Annotated in this window: 19 protein-coding genes and 1 tRNA gene; 13 read left to right on the forward strand and 7 right to left on the reverse strand. The window is 43.5% G+C overall.

Annotated features, from left to right (window positions below; translation table 11 throughout):
* The first annotated feature begins 211 nt into the window (after positions 1-211).
* From AS141_RS08070 to AS141_RS08115, 10 genes are all read left to right on the forward strand, one after another.
* Entirely contained in the window at positions 212-3,286 is a 3,075-nt protein-coding gene (locus AS141_RS08070) for a PVC-type heme-binding CxxCH protein (protein WP_057937245.1), read from the forward strand.
* Positions 3,287-3,293: 7 nt separating this feature from the next.
* Entirely contained in the window at positions 3,294-3,848 is a 555-nt protein-coding gene (locus AS141_RS08075; RefSeq protein ID WP_057937128.1) for a plastocyanin/azurin family copper-binding protein, read from the forward strand.
* Between the two features lie 88 nt (positions 3,849-3,936).
* Positions 3,937-4,662, forward strand: a complete 726-nt coding sequence (locus tag AS141_RS08080; protein WP_057937129.1) for a ThuA domain-containing protein — start codon at positions 3,937-3,939, stop codon at positions 4,660-4,662.
* A gap of 63 nt (positions 4,663-4,725) precedes the next feature.
* Positions 4,726-5,841 carry a Gfo/Idh/MocA family protein gene (locus tag AS141_RS08085; RefSeq protein WP_057937130.1) on the forward strand — a complete coding sequence of 372 codons (1,116 nt, stop codon included), beginning with the start codon at positions 4,726-4,728 and terminating at the stop codon, positions 5,839-5,841.
* Between the two features lie 5 nt (positions 5,842-5,846).
* Positions 5,847-6,701, forward strand: a complete 855-nt coding sequence (locus AS141_RS08090; RefSeq protein WP_057937131.1) for a sugar phosphate isomerase/epimerase family protein — start codon at positions 5,847-5,849, stop codon at positions 6,699-6,701.
* A 127-nt stretch (positions 6,702-6,828) separates the two neighbouring features.
* Positions 6,829-7,788 (forward strand): glycoside hydrolase family 43 protein, encoded by a 960-nt coding sequence (locus AS141_RS08095; RefSeq protein ID WP_057937132.1) that lies wholly within the window; start codon positions 6,829-6,831, stop codon positions 7,786-7,788.
* 203 nt (positions 7,789-7,991) lie between these two features.
* The gene (locus AS141_RS08100) at positions 7,992-9,209 is read left to right on the forward strand and encodes a Tm-1-like ATP-binding domain-containing protein (RefSeq protein ID WP_057937133.1); all 1,218 of its coding nucleotides are present in this window, start codon (positions 7,992-7,994) and stop codon (positions 9,207-9,209) included.
* Between the two features lie 164 nt (positions 9,210-9,373).
* The gene (locus tag AS141_RS08105; protein WP_057937134.1) at positions 9,374-10,234 is read left to right on the forward strand and encodes a phosphoenolpyruvate hydrolase family protein; all 861 of its coding nucleotides are present in this window, start codon (positions 9,374-9,376) and stop codon (positions 10,232-10,234) included.
* 196 nt (positions 10,235-10,430) lie between these two features.
* A complete protein-coding gene (locus tag AS141_RS08110; protein ID WP_057937135.1) occupies positions 10,431-11,036 on the forward strand; it encodes a Crp/Fnr family transcriptional regulator in 606 nt (201 codons plus the stop codon).
* Between the two features lie 60 nt (positions 11,037-11,096).
* A complete protein-coding gene (locus AS141_RS08115; protein ID WP_057937136.1) occupies positions 11,097-11,504 on the forward strand; it encodes a nuclear transport factor 2 family protein in 408 nt (135 codons plus the stop codon).
* 70 nt (positions 11,505-11,574) lie between these two features.
* Here AS141_RS08115 and AS141_RS08120 read toward each other — a convergent pair.
* From AS141_RS08120 to uvrA, 3 genes are all read right to left on the reverse strand, one after another.
* Positions 11,575-11,649 (reverse strand) — tRNA-Val (locus tag AS141_RS08120).
* A gap of 52 nt (positions 11,650-11,701) precedes the next feature.
* Complete coding sequence (locus tag AS141_RS08125; protein WP_057937137.1) at positions 11,702-12,232, reverse strand: hypothetical protein; 531 nt, start codon at positions 12,230-12,232, stop codon at positions 11,702-11,704.
* A gap of 166 nt (positions 12,233-12,398) precedes the next feature.
* Positions 12,399-15,215, reverse strand: coding sequence for an excinuclease ABC subunit UvrA (gene uvrA / locus AS141_RS08130; RefSeq protein ID WP_057937138.1), 2,817 nt, complete (start codon positions 15,213-15,215; stop codon positions 12,399-12,401).
* Positions 15,216-15,429: 214 nt separating this feature from the next.
* Between uvrA and pnuC the strand changes: the two genes are divergently transcribed.
* From pnuC to AS141_RS08145, 3 genes are read left to right on the forward strand one after another with little or no spacing between them, the layout of a single operon-like run.
* Positions 15,430-16,041, forward strand: a complete 612-nt coding sequence (gene pnuC / locus AS141_RS08135) for a nicotinamide riboside transporter PnuC (protein WP_057937139.1) — start codon at positions 15,430-15,432, stop codon at positions 16,039-16,041.
* On the forward strand, positions 16,034-16,546 hold the full coding sequence (locus AS141_RS08140; RefSeq protein WP_057937140.1) for an AAA family ATPase: 513 nt from the start codon (positions 16,034-16,036) through the stop codon (positions 16,544-16,546). Before pnuC ends, AS141_RS08140 begins: the two co-directional genes overlap by 8 nt.
* Before the next feature lie 25 nt (positions 16,547-16,571).
* On the forward strand, positions 16,572-18,098 hold the full coding sequence (locus tag AS141_RS08145) for an arylsulfatase (RefSeq protein WP_057937246.1): 1,527 nt from the start codon (positions 16,572-16,574) through the stop codon (positions 18,096-18,098).
* A gap of 19 nt (positions 18,099-18,117) precedes the next feature.
* On the opposite strand, the gene AS141_RS08150 is transcribed toward AS141_RS08145, so the two are convergent.
* The 4 genes from AS141_RS08150 to AS141_RS08165 all read right to left on the reverse strand — a co-directional run bounded on the left by AS141_RS08150 (position 18,118) and on the right by AS141_RS08165 (position 22,608).
* On the reverse strand, positions 18,118-19,203 hold the full coding sequence (locus tag AS141_RS08150) for a serine hydrolase domain-containing protein (RefSeq protein WP_057937141.1): 1,086 nt from the start codon (positions 19,201-19,203) through the stop codon (positions 18,118-18,120).
* A gap of 247 nt (positions 19,204-19,450) precedes the next feature.
* Positions 19,451-20,992 carry a M20/M25/M40 family metallo-hydrolase gene (locus AS141_RS08155; RefSeq protein WP_057937142.1) on the reverse strand — a complete coding sequence of 514 codons (1,542 nt, stop codon included), beginning with the start codon at positions 20,990-20,992 and terminating at the stop codon, positions 19,451-19,453.
* Between the two features lie 86 nt (positions 20,993-21,078).
* Positions 21,079-21,657 (reverse strand): sugar O-acetyltransferase, encoded by a 579-nt coding sequence (locus AS141_RS08160; RefSeq protein ID WP_057937143.1) that lies wholly within the window; start codon positions 21,655-21,657, stop codon positions 21,079-21,081.
* 51 nt (positions 21,658-21,708) lie between these two features.
* Positions 21,709-22,608, reverse strand: a complete 900-nt coding sequence (locus AS141_RS08165) for a sugar phosphate isomerase/epimerase family protein (RefSeq protein ID WP_082632226.1) — start codon at positions 22,606-22,608, stop codon at positions 21,709-21,711.
* Positions 22,609-22,649 lie beyond the last annotated feature (41 nt).

The following is a 22,649-nucleotide window of genomic DNA, read 5'->3' on the forward strand; positions in this document are numbered from 1 at the left end:
TGAAAATCAATACCTTACAAAAAACTAAATCTTCAAAAAGCTTGGAATTTGCTATTTTTTGATGTTTTGGGACTAATGTATAAGTATGCCAATCGGTAGTTTTACTGCCAGTTGGATCAAAGTGAGGACTTTGCTTCATCATCCTTTTAATAAACCCTGATAAACCGAATTAATCATGCGATTAAATGGAAACTTCAATGTTCTATGTTTACTGCTTGCGACTTTTTTCTTAAGTCTCAATTTTACTTCACTTGCTTTTGCATCCAATCCTTACCCAGAACCACGACGTGCAGAAGTGCTTTTCCTAGGACATGCAAGCGAGCACCATAATTCCCGATTGTATGCTCCATGGCTTGCTACGGCTCTTTTTGCAAGCGGTATCAATATAACCTATACCGAAAATCTGGAGGATCTGAACAAAGACAACCTCTCTAAATACGATGGCTTAATCATTTATGCCAATCATGATGTCCTTTCGAAGGATCAGGAGGTAGCGATGAAGAATTTTGTGGAAGGTGGTAAAGGGTTAATTCCACTTCATTCCGCAACTGGCTGTTTTAAAAATTCCGATTGGTACATAGAAACCATTGGCGGACAGTTTGCCTCCCACGGAGAAGGAGAATTTAGCTCCGATATCCTTGCTTCAGATCATGCTATCATGAAAGGCCTATCTCCATTTATCACCTGGGACGAAACTTACGTACATCAGCGCATCAATCCTGATATGACCGTGCTCACAGAGCGAGTAGAGGGAGCACATCATGAGCCATATACATGGGTGCGAAATGTAGGCAAGGGCCGCGTATTCTACACCGCTTATGGACACGATGAGCGAACCTGGAAAAATGAGGGATTTTTGGATTTGGTGAAAAACGGCGTCTTTTGGGCCATTGGCGACGATGTCAAAGCCAATGTCACCGCATTGAATATTCCAGATGTTTCGATTTATGAGGAGACGATTTCTGATTTCACCAAACGATATGAAGTACCAAAGATGCAAGAGCCCCTGGCTCCTGAAGAGTCCAAAAAACTGATCCAAAAGCCTGTTGGTTTCTCGATTGAACTCTTTGCTGCTGAGCCGGATATCCAAAATCCTATTGCCATGGCCTGGGACGAGAGAGGAAGGCTTTGGATTGTAGAGTCGGTAGATTACCCCAATACATTTAAAGAAACTGACGGACAGGCCAATGACAGAATCAAAATCTGCGAAGACACTGACGGTGATGGTAAAGCAGATAAATTCACTGTTTTCGCGGACGGATTGAATATCCCGACAAGTATGGTCTTTGCCAATGGCGGAATTGTAGTGTCTATGGCTCCGGACTTTGTCTTTATGAAAGACACCAATGGTGACGATGTAGCTGATGTAAAAGAAGTCATCATGACTGGCTGGGGCAAAAACGATACACATGCAGGGCCTTCAAATCTTCAATATGGTTTTGACAATAAGATCTGGGGTGTAACCGGTTATTCTGGGTTTAACGGGACAATCAACGGAGAGCGGATGAGCTTTCCACAGGGGATCTACCGATTTGATCCTGACGGGAAAGATTTTGAATACCTTGCCGGATCCAGCAACAATACCTGGGGACTGGGATTCTCTGAGGAAAACAATGTGTTTATGTCAACAGCAAATAATACCCACGCAGGCTACTATTCTATTCCAGCAAAGTATTTGCAACGTGTATTTCCTAAAGCATCCGAAGGTGAAGCCGCTCCTGAATTTGAAATCCAGCCGATCCAGAAAATTGACGGGCACTACGATGCACATGCCATGACTCCGAACCTGAGACAGGTGGATGTAGTCGGTGGATTTACTTCCGCTGCGGGTTTCAGGCTTTACACTGCCAGGGATTTTCCGAAGGAATACTGGAACAGGATTGCCTTTGTCAATGAGCCTACGATCCGGTTGACGCATAATGCTATCATTGAGCCTCAAGGGGCTGGTTTTGTAGAGAAAGACGGATGGAATCTACTTGCAAGTTCAGATGAATGGTTTGGTCCGGTTCAGGCGGAAGTCGGGCCTGATGGAGCAGTTTGGGTAGCAGATTGGTACAATTTCATCATTCAGCATAATGTCTTTGTGGAGCGTCAGGCACCTTCAAGAATGGTGTTGCCTTTCGAAGATCAGCCTCATGGGCAGGGAAATGCCTTCCAGAGTAAGCTCCGCGATACAAATCATGGTAGAATTTATCGTGTCGTCTATAAAGGGGGTAGCAATGATAAGCCGATGAAACTTACCATGGATGATTCAAAAGGCTTACTGGCAGCACTGAAAAATGACAACATGTTCTGGAGAATGACCGCTCAGCGCTTGCTCGTGGAGTCAGGAAACCAAAAAGTATTTGGAGATCTATTCAAAATTGTCAATGATAGATCTGTAGATGAAATCGGCTTGAATAGCCCTGCTGTTCATGCGTTGTGGGCACTTCATGGATTGGGCGCTTTTACGGAAAATAATGCTGAGGCGATCCAGGTAGCCACCACTGCGCTTTCGCATCCTGCTGCCGGAGTGAGAAAAGCAGCTATTGCTGTGCTGCCAAATAACCAGGAGACGATCCAAGAGATCCACACTGCTGGCCTTACAGCGGATAAGGATCTGAATGTAAGAATGTATGCTATCCTGAAACTAGCTGAAGTTCCTGCAAGTGCAGAAGCCGGGGCAATGCTTTATCAGGCGAGTCTGGAAGAGCAAAATGCCAAAGATGACTGGTTGCAAAAAGCGATTTTTGCGGCAGCAGCCCAGCAAGGAAATGCTTTCCTCGATGCAATCGGTAAGGAGAAAACTGAGCTGACTAAGCGATTGATGACCGCAGTGTCCGATGAAAAATACGAGTTGGGAAGAAGAAGTACACTCCAGTACTCCCCTGATGTCAGTGGCAAGGCAATTTCTATTTCTACTCAGATTTCACAAAGAAGAGATGAAGAGCCATTTGGAGTAATAGTCGCACATGGTAATTCCCAAAACGGATATACGTTCTACCTCGAAGAGGGCAAATTGCACTGGGTAGTAACGCAAAACGGAGAATCTTCGGAAGCCGTGACCAGCGAGAGTTTGCCCGAAAGCTATGAAGTGCAGGCGACCATGGCCCGAGATGGCAAAATGGAGATCCTGGTGGATGGCAAATCTGTGGCGGCTGCCAAAGCAACTGCTGCGTTCACAGGTAAGCTTGCACCAAGTGTAAGAGCTGGCCGGGATTTCGGTGGAGATAGAAATGTAGGTTCTTACAAAGAGGAGTTCAGCTTTGAAGGCAACCTGAGAAATGTAGTATTAGAGTTAAAATAAGCATATTATGATTAAAGCAACCTTATTTCCCATAGCGGCGATGTTACTGTTTGGGAATTGGTATAATGCTCCAAAAGAGACAGAATCGCCTGAAGCGATTGCGCTATGTGAAGCAAAATCAAGTATAGAAAACACAAGCCAACCAAAGGGTAACGTCCGAATTGAACGAAGCGAAGCAGCACGGGTAACTACCATTGTAATAGAGATCGTTCCTGAGATGATGAAATTTGATTTGGATACGTTCAATGTGAAAGCCGGAGATCAGGTCATCCTGGAAATCGATAACCTTGATGGAATGCAACACAATCTGTTGATTGCCGAGCCGGGAACATTGGATAAGGTCGGAGCTGCTGCTGATGCAATGCTCCGTGATCCAAAAGCTTCTGAGAAATTCTATATTCCGGAAATTCCTGAGGTGCTTTTTGCTACCAAAATGATCGGCCCGCAGGAATTGTACACCTTGACCTTCACTGCTCCAGCCAAGCCGGGAAATTATCCATTTGCCTGCACTTTTCCGGGTCACTGGAGAATGATGAATGGAATTATGGTAGTGGAGGGATAATTGATCGCAGCCTATTCCCCTTAAAGGGACGAGGCAATTCATTTGCAGTGTTTCTTCAAAAATTTTCAACCCATACCCAACCCAAAATATGCATCGTAAAAAAACATTCATCCCTTTCCTCAGCCTACTACTGATTTTGGGATTGACATCCAGTTTAATAGCAAAAGTAAATCCAGCGAAAAAGCCTATTAAAGTGCTGATGGTAGGCGGAGGGTCATCCCATGATTTTGACAAATGGTACAAGGGCACGGACGTAGCTACTTTGGAAAAAGACGGCTTGGCAGAAGTGACCTATACTGACGACCCTTCCACTATTTTGCAATACTTAGATGATACCGAAGTGCTTTTCTTGGCTAATAACCAGCCAATTCCGGATGAAGCGACACGCAAGGCTATTTTTGCATTCGCAGATGCAGGAAAGGGGATTATATTGGCTCACCCTGCGCTTTGGTACAATTGGAACGACTGGCCGGAATATAACAAAACCATGGTCAGTGGAGGCTCCAGAGGTCATAACGCTTACGGAAATTTCAATGTGGATTTGACTGAAAAGCACCCAGTGACCAAAGGAATGCCGACTAATTTTTCCCTGGATGATGAACTTTATTATTACAAAGAGGATCCTGCGGGACCTGGAATCGAGATCCTTGCGCTGGCAAGCAATGCGGAAACAGACCCTTTCCCTTCCATTTTTATTGTGAAAAACCCTAATGCCAGGATCGTGGGAATCGCGCTGGGTCATGATGCTGCTGCTCATGAATTGGAAGCATATCAAACCTTGATCCGTAACGCGGTGAAGTGGGCTGCGAAATAAACAGCTCCTTCTATTAAACCGATCTTTTTCAACAGTAAAAATTATAACCTAAAGAATACGATAATGAGTCAAAAACAAATCACTGTAGTTATAGTCGGACTTGGCTTCGGCAAAGAGTTTATACCAATCTATCAAGCGCATCCAAATATTAAGGCTGTGGGTATTTGCACAAGAAATCCAAAGACCTTAGATGAATTGGCTACCAAGTTTAATCTGGACAGAAATCTTTGTTTTACAAATTGGGAAGATGTGCCTAAGCGTGACGATGTAGACGCAATCCATATTGTGACGCCTGTCCCAGATCATGCCAGAATGACTTTGGCTTCTTTGAATGCCAATAAACACACGGCCTGCACCATTCCTATGGCGATGACCAAGGAGGATTGTGCAGCGATTGTAGAAGCTAAAAGAAAGTCCGGGAAGGTTTACATGATGATGGAAACTGCCCTTTACACCCGTGAATTTTTGTATGGATTGAAGTTGGCTGAAACAGGACAGCTAGGCAGAATCCAGATGGTAAGAGGCTCACATATTCAGGATATGAGCATGCCTGGCTGGGATGAATACTGGAAAGGTTTTCCACCGATGTTGAATGGTACGCACGCGATTTCTCCTCTCTTGAGAATCAACAATACCAAAGCTGAAACCGTAGTTTGTCATGGTTCTGGTCGCCTGAGCGAAGATTTAGCCAGCCGTTACGGCTCTCCTTTCGCGATGGAAACAGCTACTTTCACCCTGAAGAATTCCGATGTAATCGCCGAAGCGACACGTTCATTGTTTGATGTGGTACGCCAATACCGTGAGTCTTACGATGTCTATGGTACCAAGATGTCTTTTGAATGGGAACAATTGGAAGACGAAAGCCATGTGATCTTTGATGGTGGCGAAAATGCCCGTCGAATTGATGTGCCAGACACTGACGAATTGTTGATCGAGCCGATCAAGCATTTCACCAAGAGACAAACAATTGACGATCCTAACCATGTTTCTTTCTTGCAAGGGGCTGGACATGGTGGTTCCCATCCGCATTTGGTACAGGAATTCGTAGCTGCCATCGTAGAAGGGCGCGATTCGGCGGTAGATGCTGCCGTAGCTGCCAACTATACCTGTGCAGGAATTTGTGCACATGAGTCAGCTATGAAAGGTGGAGAGAGAATCCAGGTTCCAACTTTTGATTGATCAAAATGAAATTCGGAGTAAGTACATTTTTATGGGTATCGCCTTTCGATACCCATTCTTTTGACCTTGTACACAAGGTGAAGGAGATGGGATTTGATATCATTGAAGTGCCTGTGGAGGATAAGGATTTGGTGGATTGGGATGCGTTGAAAAAGCTTACTGAGGAACTGGGTCTGCAGGTCAGCATCAGCGGAGCATTTGGGGCAGATCGGGATATCTCCAGCCAGGATCCAGCAATCCGAGCGAATGGGCTGCAATACATTGAGGATTCCATCAAGATAGCAGCGAAAATGGGCAGTCCTCTGTTTGGAGGCCCCCTGTATTCGGCAGTAGGAAAGCTTCGTTCTATTTCTGCTGATCAAAAGAAACAAGAATTCGACTGGTGTGTGGATAACTTAAAAAAAGCCTCAAAAACGGCAGAGAACTATGGAATTATCCTGGGACTGGAACCACTCAACCGATTCGAAAGTGATATGGTGAATACAGTAGATCAGGCGCTTGAGATTGTGAAGGCTGTGGATTCTCCTTTTCTAAAGATTCAATTAGACACGTTTCATAACAATATCGAAGAGAAAAATATCGCTGACTCCATCCGAAAAGTCGGTAAGGGATTGCTTTGCCATGTGCAGGGAAATGAAAGTGACCGGGGAACTCCCGGCACTGGAAATCTTGCCTGGAATGAGATCAAGGAAGCCTTGGAGGAAATCGGTTACGAAGGAGCTATGGTGATTGAGACTTTCGGTGCAGTTTCCAAAGAAATGGCAAAAGCAACTTGCATATGGCGGCCGCTGGCAAATAGTGCTGACGAACTTGCCAGTGAAGGATTGGCCTTCTATAAAAGTCATTTCAACAGTAATTAGCAACATGGAGGTCTGTGTCACACAGACCACTTAATTTGCCCTGTGTCCTTACTGGCCGCTTTAATTTTTCGGTTTGTAAGGCACTGGCCTAACAGGCCATCTTACTACTTCCCATAATCCATTTAAAATGAATCTAATAAGCCTTCTGATTACTGCATTTTGGTTTGGTCTACCCTTTTCTCCAAGTGCTGAAAAAGAAACAATCTTACTCGCAGACCCAACGATTTTCTATCATGACAATGTCTATTATCTATATGGTACAAGCGGAAAAGATAGCAATCAAGGCTTTGAGGTATACTTTTCCAAAAATCTGAAATCCTGGAAGAAGTCAACGTTGAATGATGGATTTGCCTTGAAAAAAGGTGAAGCCTATGGTGACAATGGTTTTTGGGCCCCTCAGGTGTTTGAATATGGCGGGGAATTCTACATGGCATACACAGCCAATGAACACATTGCCATCGCAACTTCCGATAGCCCATTGGGACCATTCACTCAGCGTGAAATCAAAGATCTAAAAGCTCCGGTAAAGCAGATCGACCCCTATGTGTTTATAGATACAGACGGAAGAAAGTACATGTATCACGTACGTTTAACTGAAGGAAATCGGCTATATGTTGCCGAGCTGAAAGATGATTTCTCGGGAATTAAAGAGGAAACTTTGACGTATTGTTTTCATGCTGAAGCACCTTGGGAAAACACCCAAAATGTAGACTGGACGGTTTCTGAAGGACCAGCAATCATCAAGCATAAAGGTTTGTATTACTTCATTTATTCAGCCAATGATTTTCGGAACCCAGACTATGCAGTCGGCTATGCTGTAAGTGAAAGCCCGATGGGACCTTGGAAGAAGAGTCCTACCAGCCCGATCTTCGATAAGGGTGACGCAGGAATCAACGGTTCGGGCCATGGAGATTATTTCGTGGATGCCAAAGGAAAACTCCGTTACGTTCTGCATACCCACAATTCGGACGAGGAAGTATCGCCGAGAAAAACTGCCTTGATTGAACTGGAATTTAAATCAAACGGAAAGGAAGCTGATGTTTTGGAAGTAAAGCAAGGGAGCTTTAAATTTCTTGAAGTGGATTGAAAAGACGGAAGACAGAAGGTGGAAAGATTTTATATTAAACAACCAAAAATCAAATGTCTAAGGTGTGTTGTAGGAAGTATTCCATTTTCCACAGCTAGCTGTGGAAACCAACCATGGTCTGTGACACAGATGATTCATGGACCAAATTAAGTTTAGGTTTGTGAGGACATAAACCAATGCTGAATAAGTAACAATTGAATGTAATGGCCCCAAAACCTACCATCCTGATGCTTGGCTGCTTTGACACGAAAGCTGAGATATTCGCTTTTCTGAGAACTTGTCTATTGGATCAGGGTGCGGAAGTATTGGCGGTGAATGTGGGAGTTTTAGGAACAACAGATTTATTTCCAAGTGCTGTTGAAGCAAAAGAAATCTGTGAGGCTGTATCGGAAAACATAGCTATTCTCCGAGCAAAGAATGACCGCGGATATGCTATGGAGATCATGGGCCGGGGTGCTGCAATGGTTTTAACCAAACTACATGGACAGAAGAAATTTGATGCGGTAATCGGAATGGGCGGTGGAAGTGGGACTTACCTCACACTGAAAGCTATGCAGCTTTTGCCCTTGGGCATACCCAAAATCTGTATCTCCACGCTGGCAAGTAAAGACCTTTCGGATCTGATTGGCGTCAAGGATATTTTATTGATGCCGTCTGTAGTGGATGTGGCGGCATTGAACAGCATAATCAAACCCATAATCCGGCAGTCAGCAGCGGCATTAGTTGCAATGTGCCGCGTGAAAACCCGTTCCTCTATATCCACTACAAGGCGGATAGCAATTAGTATGTTTGGAAATACAAGCACTTGCGTGGAGTATTGCACGAAGTTGCTAGAGGCAAAGGGATTTGAAGTGATGACGTTTCATGCAAATGGCATAGGTGGAAAAGCCTTGGAAAGCCTGGCATTGGAAGGTTGCTTCGTAGCTGTTTTGGATATCACCACTACCGAATTGGCAGATGAGCTAAGCGGGGGAGTTTGCAGCGCTGGGCCAAATAGATTGGAAGCAGCAGGAAAAATAGGAATTCCGCAGGTTGTTGTGCCGGGTTGTATGGATATGGTCAACTTTGGGACTATGGATTCTGTTCCGGAAAAATATAAAAAAAGGCAATTATACAGTTGGGTGCCGACTGTCACTTTGATGCGGACAAATGAAGAGGAGAATACGCAACTAGGAAAGATTTTGGCAGATAAGCTTAGCCAGGCACCTGGACGCTCTGCTGTCCTTTTCCCGGAAAAAGGGTTATCCCAGATTGATTCAGAAGGAAATGCTTTTCATGATCCTGAATCTAATCAAGCACTTTCGAAATCCATTCAGGAAAACCTGAAATCCGAAATACCTTTTGTCAGCCTGCCTTTTCATATCAATGATCAGGATTTCGCCAGAGAGGCCATAAAGAAATTGCTGGAATTGATGAAATGAAGATTATTTTTGGTCTGTGGAAATCTACCCGGCGGATAGGCAGGCACAGACTGAGGCTTGGGATTTAGTTCTGCCTAATGGATTAACCTACCGCACGCTCTACGACAAACGCTGCAAATCTTCACAGTCAAAAAGGAAAAGATAAACCTATAAAAATAGAAATTATGCCAAATCCATGGACAGGAAAGGGGAATCCCTATACTAGGCAGGAAGTACGAGATAGACTTAAAGAAACATTGGCGCAGAAGAAAGCCATCATCGCTGCAGGTGCAGGAACAGGTATTTCTGCCAAATTCATTGAAAAAGGCGGAGCAGATCTGCTGATCATTTACAATTCAGGACGGTTCAGAATGTCGGGACATGGCTCCACAGCCGGATTGATGGCCTATGGCGACGCCAATGCTGTTGCGATGGAAATCGGGGAATTTGAAGTGCTGCCTGTGGTGGAAGAAATTCCTGTCATCTGTGGTGTGCATGGTTCAGATCCGCGTAGACGCATGTGGCATCACTTACTGAAAGTAAAGGATATGGGATTTTCTGGGATCAACAATTTCCCAACCCATTCCATTGTAGATGGGCATTTCCGTCAGGTGCTCGAAGAGACTGGGATGGGCTTTGACAAAGAAGTGGAAATGGTACGCATTGCCAATAAGATGGATTTGTTTTCCATTGTCTATGTCGCTTCGCCCGAAGATGCCCGTCAGATGGCAGAAGCAGGTGCAGATGCAATAATCTCCCACGTAGGGACAACAGTGGGTGGATCCATCGGAGTCACCGGAGCGAGCTGCAGTATGGACGAGGCAATCGAGAGAACCAACGAAATTGTGGCCGCGGCAAAAACTGTAAATCCTGATTTATTCTTTTTGGCACATGGTGGTCCTATCAACACGCCTGAGGATGTTCGTGTGATTTTGGAAAAGGCGGATGTGCATGGCTTCGTTGGAGCTTCTTCACTGGAAAGAATGGGCGTGGAAGAATCATTGACAAAGCTGACCAGGGAATTTAAGAAGCTGACAATAAAGTAGCTGTTTCTCACTATGGCATGTGCCAGTAGCGTGGAAATTTCCAATAAATACTAAGATATAGTTCTAGCTCCCGATAAATTCGGTAAATCTCAGGACTTGTTTTTTGAGAAAGCAGATTCTGAGCAGGACTGCAATGAATCGGACATAAGTCGTGGGACTAAGGCTGTGCAAGTAATTGAAATAGGTAATTGGTTTTATGGATAAAGCTTCAGAGGAGTGTTTTAAGAAATTCAGGTCTCATATTGAAAAACATGTCAAGGTAGAGAATCCTGAAATGGAGGAAATTTACGGCTATTTTACCATTAAAAGAATAGGAAGAAAAACAGTTCTCCTTGAACCGGGAAATAGGTGTCTTTTTGAAAACTTTGTGGTATCCGGTTTATTTCAGAGTTCAGTGCTAGACGAGTCAGGGAAAGTACATACATTGAATTTTCCCCATGAAGACTGGTGGGTAGGTGATTTCAAAAGTTTTAGTACTGGATCGATTTCAATTATGGGGATTGAGACCCTTGAGGATTCTATTTTGCTTGGGATATCAAAAAGTTCTCTCGATGAATTATTGGCAAAGTCCCTGCCCTTTGCAAGTTATTTCAGGATACTCAGTGAGAATGCAAGTATGGCTGCAAATGATCGCATTATTACTCAATTGTCACAGTCGGCGGAGCAACGTTATGAGTTGTTTTGCAGGAAATATGCTGCCATCAAAGGGCGCCTATCCCAGAAGAGAATTGCTTCCTTTTTAGGCATTTCTCCAGAGTACTTCAATCAGCTTGATAAGAGAAAGAAATTTCAAAAAACTTAATCTAGTTAAAGTTTTTCAGGATTCTGCTGCTGTAGTTTTGTTTAACTTAACTTAGAAAAGATGAATGGAAAGCACCCGAACGTTCAATTGATTGAAAGCTTTTTCAAGGCCTATTCAGCTGCTGATTTCGAAGGGATGAAGCAGGTAATGTCTGTAGATATCAAGTGGCATATTCCCGGTAAGCACCCGTTTAGCGGGATGAAAAGTGGAATTGTGGCCCTTATGGAATACTTGGCAAAGCTCAACGAATTTGGCTTCAAAGCCGAGCAAATCGTAATGGGCGTGAATGATACGTATGTGATCGATTGTCACAGAAACTGGAGTACTTCCAACGGCTCTGTGGTATTGAATGCAATGTCTTGCTTACTATGGAAGATTGAGGATAATAAGATTGTTGAGGTTTTCAATTTCCCGCAGGATCAACATATGGTTGATGTTTTTTTTAATAAAGCGCATCTCCAAGCATAAAATGCGTGTCTAAGATTCTCTAAATCCGGAATAATAGAAATACAAGCTTTGGCTATAGACTTGTAAGAAGTGGAACCTAAGGGATTCGAACCCATGACCTCTGCTCTGTCAAAGCAGCGCTCTAAACCAACTGAGCTAAGATTCCTGATTGTGGCTATGAATATATTCAAATGCTGAAGAACTATCCAAGCTACTGCCTATATTTTACTTGATTTTATGCTTTGGACAATAGAATTAAAAAGAGGCTGGATTTTTTCGAAATCTTCCTTTGCTGAAATACCTGTAATTTTGAATGTTTGGTTGAGCTTTTGGTACATGTAAAAAACACCAGCTTTGTCCTCATTGGCTCCAGACCGAAATCTTGCCCACCTTGCAGGGGCACCCTCTATCACAGAACTTCCCTTTTCAATCACTTTGAAGTTTGGATATTCTTCAGCTAAAATATAACGGAGTTCAAAATCAAAGTCCTCTTCAAAGGAAGGTTTTGTACCCAGCGATTCGACATACTCCGATCCTTGGGCATTCTCAACATAAGTGATAGAAACGTATGCATTATTGAACTCAGGAGAATGGATCTGATAAACGTAACCGTCATCTTTTACCTCCCAGCCGTCAGGCAGAAGGTAACTGAACTTGATTTCAGGGTCTTTGACCTCGACTCTTTTTTGGGCCGGGGAAAGTAATGGGATTATTGCCAGGGCGAAAAGTAAAAGTAAGCGGTGGATCATATCGGTTTTTTAAGTTTGAAATGCACAAACCCTATTACATGAGATAATTATAGAAATATATCCATCAAGCAGAGCTTTCCAAAATAGGGAGCTCTTGCTTTAAGGATAATTAAGAATTTAGAGAGGTAAGTAGTAGGTGCCTTAGGTGAAAAAGTTACTAGGGCATCTACACAAAACTCTCCCTCAGATACTTCGCAGTATAATTTCCTTCTTCCTTCATCATATCCTCGGGAGTTCCTTCGAAAGTCAGATAACCACCTTTATTTCCACCTTCCGGCCCCAGATCAATCACCCAATCTGCCGATTTGATCACTTCGGTATTATGCTCGATGATAAGCACAGAATGACCCTGATCGATCAGCGCATTGATGGAATGAAGGAGTTTCTTAATGTCGTGGAAATGAAGTCCAGTTGTCGGCTCATCGAATATAAAGAGAATGCGATCACCGACTTTGGTACCACCTTTGCCAAGGAAAGAAGCCAGTTTCACCCGCTGTGCTTCCCCACCTGAAAGGGTGTTGGAGCTTTGTCCCATGCCGATGTAGCCTAAGCCAACTTCCTGAAGCGGCTGAAGTTTATTGATAATCTGGGTTTTTCCTTTGAAGAAGTCAAGAGCTTCATCTATAGTCATGTCCAGCACATCTGAGATGTCCTTTTCTTTGTATTTGACATCCAAAATCTCATTCTTGAAACGCTTTCCTTTGCAGGATTCACAGGTCAGATGAATGTCGGCCATAAACTGCATCTCTACCGTTGTTATACCTTCTCCGGCACAGTTTTCACAGCGTCCACCATCTACGTTGAAGGAGAAAAATGCAGGTTTGTAGCCTCGCTGCTTGGAGACGGGTTGTTCTGAAAACAATGTTCTGATTGCATCATAGGCTTTCACATAGGTCACCGGATTGGAACGGGAAGACTTACCGATGGGATTTTGATCTACAAATTCCACTTGGGAAATCGATTTATAATCGCCTTCGATTTTGTCATATTTTCCACTTTCATCTATGACTGTTCCCAGCATTTTACCCAGGGCAGGATAAAGCACTTTTTTGATCAAGGTGGACTTGCCCGATCCTGAAACTCCGGTTACGACAGTGAGTGTATTAAGCGGAAATTGGACGGAGATGTTTTTGAGGTTGTTCTCCCGGGCACCCTTTACCCTGATGGAATCTTTCCATTTTCGGTTTCCATCTTTTTTGAAAATCAATTCTTCACCGCGTAGGTATTTCGAAGTATAAGTCTGTGCTGAAGCCATAAGGTCTTCGATGGATCCCTGGAAAAGCAATTCACCACCATTTACCCCCGCATCCGGTCCGATATCGATGATCTGATCGGCAGCTTTCATCACTTTTTCCTCATGCTCCACAACGATCACGGTATTGCCCATGTCACGCAGTGACTTCAGCACTTCCACCAGACGGTCTGTATCTCTAGGATGAAGTCCAATGCTCGGTTCATCCAGGATGTACATCGATCCAACTAAGGCCGATCCCAACGAGGTGGCAAGTTTGATGCGTTGAAATTCTCCTCCCGAAAGGGTGGAAGTCAGACGGTTTAACGTAAGATAGCCTAACCCTACCTGATCCATGTATTCCAATCGACTCTGGATTTCTTTCAGCAGTCGATTGGCGATCTTGGCCTGATGAGAGGGAAGTTCAAGGGTATTGAAAAATGACAAAGCTTCGTCAATCGGCATTAATACTAAATCCGTGATGGACTTCCCGTCTATTTTCACATAGGAAGCATCTTTACGTAAGCGGGTTCCCTTACAATCCGGACAAGTGGTCCTGCCGCGGAAGCGGGAAAGCATTACGCGATATTGGATCTTATGGGTTTTGGTTTCCAGATCTTTAAAAAATTCATCCAAACCCTTGAAGTACTTGTTCCCAGTCCAAAGAAGTTCTTTTTCTTTACCATTCAGATCTTCATAAGCTCTGTGGATAGGGAAGTCAAACTCAATACCTTTTTTTAAAAGCGGTTCCACCCAAGACCTGGAGGATTCCCCGCGCCAAGGAGCGACCGCACCTTCATATACTGAAAGACTTTTGTCCGGAATAACCAGATCAGGATCGATGCCAAGGACATTTCCAAAACCTTCGCAGGTTCTACATGCGCCAAACGGATTGTTGAACGAGAAGAAGTTGACAGAAGGAATTTCGAATTGCATTCCATCAAGTTCGAAGCGATCAGAAAAACGCTTGGTCTCCATCCCTGGAATTGTAATTTTGCAATCTCCGTGCCCCTCGAAAAGCGCCGTCTGCACTGAATCCGCAATCCTGAATTGATTGTCCTCATCTTCCTTATGCACCGCGACACGATCAATCAGAATCTCATAAGCGCCTTTTGGGATCTTTTTCTCCTGAAGTAAATCTTCCACAAAATAAGCCTCATCATCAACCAAAATCCTGGTGTAGCCTTTTTGTAACAGCAATTCCAACTCTTGGTTGATTTTTCTTCCCCGCTCGATCTGAAGAGGGCAGGAAATCATGACTTTGGAACCTTCTTCAAAAGACTGGATATAATCCACAATATCCGTGACGGTGTGGTGTTTTACCTCTTTACCGGAAATCGGGGATATGGTTTTACCGATTCTGGAAAAAAGCAGCTTGAGATAATCGTAGATTTCAGTTGTGGTTCCTACGGTGGAGCGGGGGTTTTTTGTGTTGACTTTTTGCTGGATGGCAATGGCGGGAGCCACCCCTTTGATGTATTCCACGTCCGGTTTTTCCATTCTGCCGAGGAACTGGCGGGCATAGGAGCTAAGGCTTTCTACATACATTCGTTGGCCTTCGGCAAAAAGCGTATCAAATGCAAGAGAGGATTTTCCTGAGCCGGAAAGCCCTGTCACCACAACAAATTTGTTTCTGGGAATAGCAACACTCAGGCTTTTCAGGTTATTAACCCTTGCATTCTTGATGATTATAAAATCTTTGGGATCGAGAAAATCGATGTCTGTTTTAGCGGATAAAGTGCTCAAAGTCATAGCTGGCAAAGTTACAAAAGGAACAGCCAAAGTCTGGAAAAAGTTGGAAAGGTTGTCATTATTTGTTTCCAGATTGTCCGCTTCATGTTGTCATTACCTATCGTCAGCCATTTACTGCTAGACTTCAGACATTAAGGCTGCCTTTTCTATTTATCATAAACTTTTCCACTGTATCACTTTTCCGCCTTCCAACTTTTATCCCTTTCTTCGCAGCATGGATTTCCAGTTTTTAATTGATGGCTTTGCAGAAGGTCTGGCTCAGATGACTTGGCTGGAAGCTTTTGCGGCATTTTTTGGAGTTGCCTCGGTGTACTATTCGATGAAAGTGAATATTCTGGTTTATCCCACCGGCATAATTTCCACGTTGATCTATGTATGGATCTGTTTTCAATATAAGCTCTATGCGGACATGGGAATCAATGCCTATTATTTCAGCATGTCCATTTTTGGTTGGTATGTATGGACGCATCCACAGGAAGGCAAAACGGAACTTCCGGTAACTTGGATGAAAGCCAGCGGTTGGGTGGTAGCTTCAGGAATATTCATACTTTCCTATTTCGTCCTGTCTTATGTATTGGTAAATTTCACAGACAGCGATGTGCCATACTGGGATTCTTTTACGACAGCATCCGCTTTTGTGGGAATGTGGCTGATGGCCAAAAAGAAGGTAGAAAACTGGATATTTTGGATTATCACAGACCTTGTAGCAGTACCGCTGTACTTTTACAAAGGCTTAATCTTAACCTCATTTCAATATCTGTTCTTCACTATTTTGGCAATTATGGGTTTAATTGCGTGGATCCAATCGGCGAGAAAGAATGGCTGAAGCAAAGCGAATATTGATTCTAGGTCCGGAATCCACAGGAAAAAGTACGTTGGCCTTTGATTTGGCCAATCATTTTGGTGAACCATGGGTCCCGGAATTCGCCAGGGAATATTTGGAGCATTTGGGCCGGGAATATCGCTACGAGGATATGGTTAAAATCGGGAAAGGACAGGTGAATCTGGAAGATAAGCTAGCGGAAAAGGCAGAGAAATACCTTTTCTGTGATACGGATTTGAGAGTTATCCACATTTGGTCAGCGCATAGATTTGGAAAAACTGATCCGTGGGTGCTGGAGCAAATCAAGCAAAGGAAATACGATTTGATACTTTTGACAGCTACTGACCTGCCTTGGGAGCCTGATCCTTTGCGTGAATATCCTGAACTGGAAATGCGTGAATACTTTTTGGACTTGTACAAAAAGCTTGCAGAGGATAGCGGTTTTCCACATTTTCTGGTTTCCGGAAATAGGGATGAGCGGCTTCAAGAAGCAATTAAATTACTCTAGTTTCAGGCTTTACTTAAGTGAAGCCATGATCCGTACCAACCTCTTTTTATTCTTTATACTTCTTGGGTTTTCCTGCCAAAAAGCAGAGAAACAAAAACGGGCAAAGCCAAATGTGATTTTGATTCTTGCCGATGATCTGGGTTATGGAGAAGTAGGCTACCAAGGTCAAAAGAAAATTAAAACCCCAGCTATTGATGCATTGTCTCAGACAGGGATGATTTTCACCAATCATTATTCCGGAGCTCCTGTCTGTGCGCCTGCCAGATGTGTTTTGCTTACTGGGAAGCATATGGGACATTCCTATATTCGCGGAAACGATGCGATGAAAGAGCGTGGGGATGTTTGGGATTATGCCAAGGCAGCTGCAGACCCAAACCTCGAAGGGCAGAGAAATTTACCTGCAGAAACAGAGACAATAAGTAAGATGTTGCAAAAGGCTGGCTACATAACGGGCATAGTAGGCAAATGGGGACTGGGTGCTCCCTTGACTGAAGGAATTCCAGCTAATTTGGGATTTGACTATTTCTATGGATACAACTGTCAACGCCAGGCACATAATCTTTATCCTACCCATCTTTGGGAAAACAAAAAGAAGGTGATCCTGGACAATGAACTTATAGTTCCCGCAACAAAATTGGATGAGCATGATGATCCGAATGATCTAGCGAGCTACACCAAATACGAGCAAAATGATTATGCCCCAGACCTGATACATGAGCAGGCCATGAATTTCATCCAGGAAAATAAAGATGGGCCATTTTTCCTTTATTATGCTTCTCCACTACCCCATGTTCCTTTGCAGATACCAAGTCAGGACAGAGAGGGCTATATCTCTGAACTCGGGTTAGAAGAACCGTATGATGGTGGACAGGGATACTTTTCAAACCAATATCCACGTGCGACATATGCTGCTATGATCACTAAGCTAGATCAACAGATCGGTGAAATAATCGTAAAACTGAGGGAGTTGGGATTGGAAGAGAATACCATGGTTATAGTAACTAGTGACAATGGACCTACCTTCACCGGTGGGGTTGATTTTGAGTATTTCGAAAGCTCTTCACCTTTCGCAAATGGCTTTGGCAGAACCAAGGCCTTCCTATATGAAGGAGGTATAAGAGTACCGATGGTGGTAAGTTGGCCAGGGATGATTAAGCCTAGTGTGTCGGATCACATCTCTGTGTTTTATGACATTTTTCCTACTCTTAGTGAACTAGTGGGCGTGCCGGTTCCAGATAAACTGGATGGAAAAAGTTTTCTTTCTGAGTTATTGGGGGAAAAACAGGAAAAGCATGAGTACCTCTATTGGGAATTCCCGGAATCAGGTGGTCAGCAGGCTGTAAGAATGGGGAATTGGAAAGCCGTACGACAAAATATAGTGAAGGATAATAACTTGGATATAGAACTTTATGATCTGTCAAGGGATATACTGGAGCAAAATAATATAGCAGCTGCCCATCCAGAGTTGATCGAGAAATTTGAAGAAATAATGAAAAAAGAGCATGAAGCACCTGCTGTGAGCACTTTCAGAATGCCAGCTTTAGGAGATTAGATTTAGGTTAGCGGCCTAACTACCACTTTCCTAGAGAAAGTGTGGCTGCCTCTACGAGTCTCATCATATCAGGATAAGCATTGTTGTTCAAAATAATGATGGTTTTGTTTTCTTCAATGTACCGTACTATTATAGTTTTGTACCCTGGGTTATCTCCCGTATGCATAACCATTTTACCGAAGGGACTTTGAGGTTTTATTTCCCAGCCGAAGCCGTAGTAACTCAAAAAACCATCATCTAGTTTGAATGGAGTGAAAGCTTCTTCTATTGTCTTTTTCGAGACAAGTTTTTCTTTGTAAAGCGCCTGATCCCATTTGTACAGGTCTTTCACATTGCTGGAGACTCTTCCGGGGCCTTTTCTATTGCCAAGCCAGACGGTGTAATCTGATGAGTGGAATGTATTGGCATTTACAAATTGGCCGTCACCATTCTTAAGATGCCCTGCTGCGAATGTCATTACTGCGGCTTTTTCTTCCAGTGCCCTAATACCGGTACTCTTCATTTTCAACGGATTAAAAATCCAGGCTTTGGAAAGTTCCACAAAGTCTTCACCTGTCACCTTTTCTACCACACTTGCCAATAAAACGTAACCTGTATTACTGTATTCATATTTTGCCCCTGGTTCGAAGGATTTTGGCGGAGCATATTCTCTTAGGTATTCAAGGATTTCGGGATTTCCAGCCACTTTACTTTTGTCCCAATGTTCATCCATAATGGATTGATAGTCTGGGAGCCCGCTGGTATGGGTAAGTAAATTTCGGATGCTAATACCCGGGTAAGGTACTTCTATGTAGTTGGATAATGGATCGTCAAAATCCAGAAGGCCTTTCTCCTTGCAAATCATGATCATCATGGCCGTGAATTGCTTGGAAAGGGACGCCAACTCGAAGATGTCATCCTCGTGAAGAACAATTTGATTCTCATAGGTCCGCATCCCCATAGCTTCTTCGAAAAGTATCTCGCCTTTTTCCGCTACTAGGACTACCCCTGAGAATCCTTCTTTTTCTGCCCGCTCTATGGCTTCGTTGAGGATTTTTTGCTGGGCCAGTCCGTCAATTTGGATGGATACAAAGGCCAAAATGAAGAATGCAAGAAACCTGTTCATGTCAGTAGGGATTTATCAGGAAATTACAAAACCTTTTGCACTATTAGGAAGAAAAAGTGAAGTGGGATTAAAACGTGCCATGCAGAAAATTAGAATTGCACTAGTTTGTACGTTAAAAAAGTGTTAGGGCTATTTGCTTTTCAACTATCATACGTATGTGTTTTTTTCTAACCTATTGATTTAAAGAATATTAAACAAAAAAGCAATGGAATTCCACTGCTTTTTTGTTTAACAATAGATAGGACAGTTATTCCATCCCCCCTTTTCTGGTAGGAGAGCGCATTGCTGGCCATTCAGTTGGTTGGCCGTCTCTTCCAATAGGAATACGTACTTTCCTGGAAACCATGTCATCCTCCTCACTTGCCATGTATACCAGGATAGCAGCCATGATCACATTGTTTTGTACATCGTCAAAAATAATTTTATCATAGGTATCCAGGTTGGTATGCCAGGTGTAGTTGAAGTATGACCAGCTCAATGAGCTCAAAGAGAATGCGGGAACACCTGCAGCCACGAAGGATGCATAGTCAGATCCGCCACCGCCAGGATTTCCTGGGAAATTGGTTTCAATATCCTTTGTGATATCACGGGGAACTTTACCCATCCATCTGCCTAGGTATTCATAGCTATCTACGAAGCCTTGGCCTGATACATTAGCTACCCGGCCTGTTCCGTTATCCTGATTGAAAAGGGCTTGGATCTTAGGCATCATTTCCGGATGATCTTCTACAAAAGCTCTTGAACCGTTCAAGCCTTGCTCTTCAGAACCCCAGTGACCAACCAGGATAGTTCTTTTAGGATTTGGATATACTTCCTTCAGTACACGCATTACTTCCATCATCATGATAGTGCCAGTGCCGTTGTCTGTAGCACCTGTACCACCATCCCAAGAATCAAAGTGGGCAGAAAGCATCACATATTCGTCGGGCTTCTCAGAGCCTTTGATTTCAGCAATGGTATTGAAAGTCGGTACTATTCCATTTTCTTTGGATTGTGCAATTAGGTTGATCATTGGCTTCTGGCCTCCTTCTGCCAATCTGAAAAGTAGACCATAATCCTCCAATGATAAATCTACTGTAGGCACTTTTTTGGTAAAAGCAGAGAAAATTTTATTTGCTCCGAATCCCTGAGACCAGTATGAAGTGATAATTCCAAGTGCTCCTGCATTTTCAAGTGCGATTGGTAATTCTCTTCTCCCTTTACCAGTTTTCTGAAGTCGTTCGTTCCATGCATTATTGGATTTTGCGCGTTCTTCTTTCATTTTCTCGAAAGACTCTTCAGTAGCATACTCCTCCCAGTTGTAGTCAGGGCGACCGGTGAGCTGGGGAGCAGAAATCATCACGTATTTGCCTTTCACAGAAGGCAACCATGTGGCGAAAGCAACAGAATCTGCCAAGTCAGGAAGCACAACTACCTCACCCTGGGCTCCGCCTGTTGGGGATGCCGGGCTCCAAGCCAGTTGTTGGCCTGCCAAGGATTTAGTCCATGGAGCGACCATATCAATATGTGTAATCCCTCTTTCCCAGCCTCTCCATTCTCCCCATTGTTCGTTGCGGGCCTCAATTCCCCAGCCTTTGTATTTTTCTACTGCCCAGTCATGGGCTTTTTTCATTTGGGGAGAACCTACCAATCTAGGGCCAATTCCATCCATGAGTTCATGACCGATCTGCTTGAGTTGGGAGTTTTCCGTTTCCTCTTTTATAATTTTTTCAATGACTGCATCTTGTGCCTGAAGGTTGCTTCCGAAAAACAGCATCAGACCCATGCCTACTAAGTATCTCTTTTTCATATTTGGTTTGTTTATCCTTAAAATTATGCTTTGCTATTCTCAATTCCATGCCGCTGGTGGATTTGTGAGGGGATGAATGCTCCCGGTTATAGCTTTTGGGTTACCCGGCATGGATTTCCCATGGCTAATACATCATCTGGGAGGCTTTTGGTCACTATAGAACCGGCTCCGATAGTGACGTTATTCCCAATTTTTACCCCGGGAAAAATAACTGCTCCACCTCCAATCCATACATTGTCCCCGATGATCACAGGTTTAGAGGAAGTATGATAGCGCGTGCCGCCTTCTTGTTGATAGATTCTTTCGGATGCTTTTATAGGATGACTTGCTGTATAGATCTGAACATGGGGGGCTATCAGACCGTTTTTGCCTATTTTGATAAGATTATCATCAAGAAAGACGCAATTGGTGTTCACAAAAGTATTTTCGCCGATTTCAATATGCTCGCCATAGTCGCAAAAAAATGGAGCCTCGATCCATACACCTTCACCTTTCCTAGCAAATAGCTTGTTCAAAATCGAAGCCCTTTCCTCTAAATTTCTGGAGTCCAAGGAATTGTACGCAAGTAAAAGCGCTTTTGCTTTATGGTATAGTTCTAAAAGTTCCGGATCACGGGAATCATACAATTCTCCTGAGAGCATTTTTTGTTTTTCTGTCTTGGGCATCCTAATGCATAGTTGGGAGGAAGTTAAGGTTTCAACAAAATGACAAGAAAGCTATGCAAATAAATTGATCAGGTTTTTCTTGAAATATTCTGCACTGTCCTGGACACTTTGGATAGGGTCTTGCGCAAAATTTCCACCCTGTTCCAAATAGTAATATTCCATCCCTGAAATTGAGGCGTCACCAAGAATTTTGGTGTAATCAATAGATCCATTGCCCAGCTCTGTATAGTCTCTGTTGATTTTATCCATGTCCTTGATGTGCCACATCGCAAAGCGTCCTGGGGATTGGAGAAATAATTCATGGGGTGTTTTAGGGGAATTTCGCACCACCCAATATAAATCTATCTGAAGTTTAACCAGCCCGGGATCTGTATTTCTGAGAATAATATCGTAACCGTTTTCACCGTTATGATCAATGAATTCAAAATCATGGTTGTGATAGGCAAAACCAATCCCCGCCTGGGTTACCCGTTCGCCGATTGTATTCAACGTGTCAACTAGGACTTTGAAAGTTTCAATGGAGCGGGATTCAGGATCGAGCCACGGCCATGTAATGTATTTTTGTCCTAACGCATGGGCGCCTTCGATACTTTGATCCGTATACCGCATAAGCTCCTCATGAGATCCTTTGAAATAGTTGATAAAATCATAATGACCACTTGTGCTTAGGAGTGAATTATCTTCCAACAACTTTTTAAAATCAGCCGCGGGCATGCCATAGAAGCTTTTACGAAGCCCATCATATCCATAGGTCTCAGTGTCCTGATAACCAAAGCCAGCTACCTTTTTAAGTGTTTTTTTTGGATCTTCAGCCATAGGAGCCCGGATGGTGAAAAGCTGTAATCCCATTTTGTATGGGGTTCTTACAGGGAAGTTGAAACTGGAAAGACCAAGTCCAGCCGCAGAAAGGGCGATTCCGGACTGCTTGATAAAATCCCGGCGAGTAAGCATAGGTTTAGGTTTGGGTTATGAATTGAGGTTTCAAGATAGCG

The sequence above is a fragment of the Algoriphagus resistens genome, assembly GCF_001442615.1.
Lineage (GTDB): Bacteria > Bacteroidota > Bacteroidia > Cytophagales > Cyclobacteriaceae > Algoriphagus > Algoriphagus resistens.

Coding starts and splice junctions, on each gene's coding strand:
- AS141_RS08140 (WP_057937140.1), top strand. CDS start 16,034: ATGGCTGAAGCAAAGCGAATATTGATTCTAGGTCCGGAATCCACAGGA.
- uvrA (WP_057937138.1), bottom strand. CDS start 15,215: ATGACTTTGAGCACTTTATCCGCTAAAACAGACATCGATTTTCTCGAT.
- AS141_RS08080 (WP_057937129.1), top strand. CDS start 3,937: ATGCATCGTAAAAAAACATTCATCCCTTTCCTCAGCCTACTACTGATT.
- AS141_RS08075 (WP_057937128.1), top strand. CDS start 3,294: ATGATTAAAGCAACCTTATTTCCCATAGCGGCGATGTTACTGTTTGGG.
- AS141_RS08100 (WP_057937133.1), top strand. CDS start 7,992: ATGGCCCCAAAACCTACCATCCTGATGCTTGGCTGCTTTGACACGAAA.
- AS141_RS08095 (WP_057937132.1), top strand. CDS start 6,829: ATGAATCTAATAAGCCTTCTGATTACTGCATTTTGGTTTGGTCTACCC.
- pnuC (WP_057937139.1), top strand. CDS start 15,430: ATGGATTTCCAGTTTTTAATTGATGGCTTTGCAGAAGGTCTGGCTCAG.
- AS141_RS08150 (WP_057937141.1), bottom strand. CDS start 19,203: ATGAACAGGTTTCTTGCATTCTTCATTTTGGCCTTTGTATCCATCCAA.
- AS141_RS08165 (WP_082632226.1), bottom strand. CDS start 22,608: ATGCTTACTCGCCGGGATTTTATCAAGCAGTCCGGAATCGCCCTTTCT.
- AS141_RS08160 (WP_057937143.1), bottom strand. CDS start 21,657: ATGCCCAAGACAGAAAAACAAAAAATGCTCTCAGGAGAATTGTATGAT.
- AS141_RS08085 (WP_057937130.1), top strand. CDS start 4,726: ATGAGTCAAAAACAAATCACTGTAGTTATAGTCGGACTTGGCTTCGGC.
- AS141_RS08090 (WP_057937131.1), top strand. CDS start 5,847: ATGAAATTCGGAGTAAGTACATTTTTATGGGTATCGCCTTTCGATACC.
- AS141_RS08155 (WP_057937142.1), bottom strand. CDS start 20,992: ATGAAAAAGAGATACTTAGTAGGCATGGGTCTGATGCTGTTTTTCGGA.
- AS141_RS08110 (WP_057937135.1), top strand. CDS start 10,431: ATGGATAAAGCTTCAGAGGAGTGTTTTAAGAAATTCAGGTCTCATATT.
- AS141_RS08105 (WP_057937134.1), top strand. CDS start 9,374: ATGCCAAATCCATGGACAGGAAAGGGGAATCCCTATACTAGGCAGGAA.
- AS141_RS08145 (WP_057937246.1), top strand. CDS start 16,572: ATGATCCGTACCAACCTCTTTTTATTCTTTATACTTCTTGGGTTTTCC.
- AS141_RS08115 (WP_057937136.1), top strand. CDS start 11,097: ATGAATGGAAAGCACCCGAACGTTCAATTGATTGAAAGCTTTTTCAAG.
- AS141_RS08125 (WP_057937137.1), bottom strand. CDS start 12,232: ATGATCCACCGCTTACTTTTACTTTTCGCCCTGGCAATAATCCCATTA.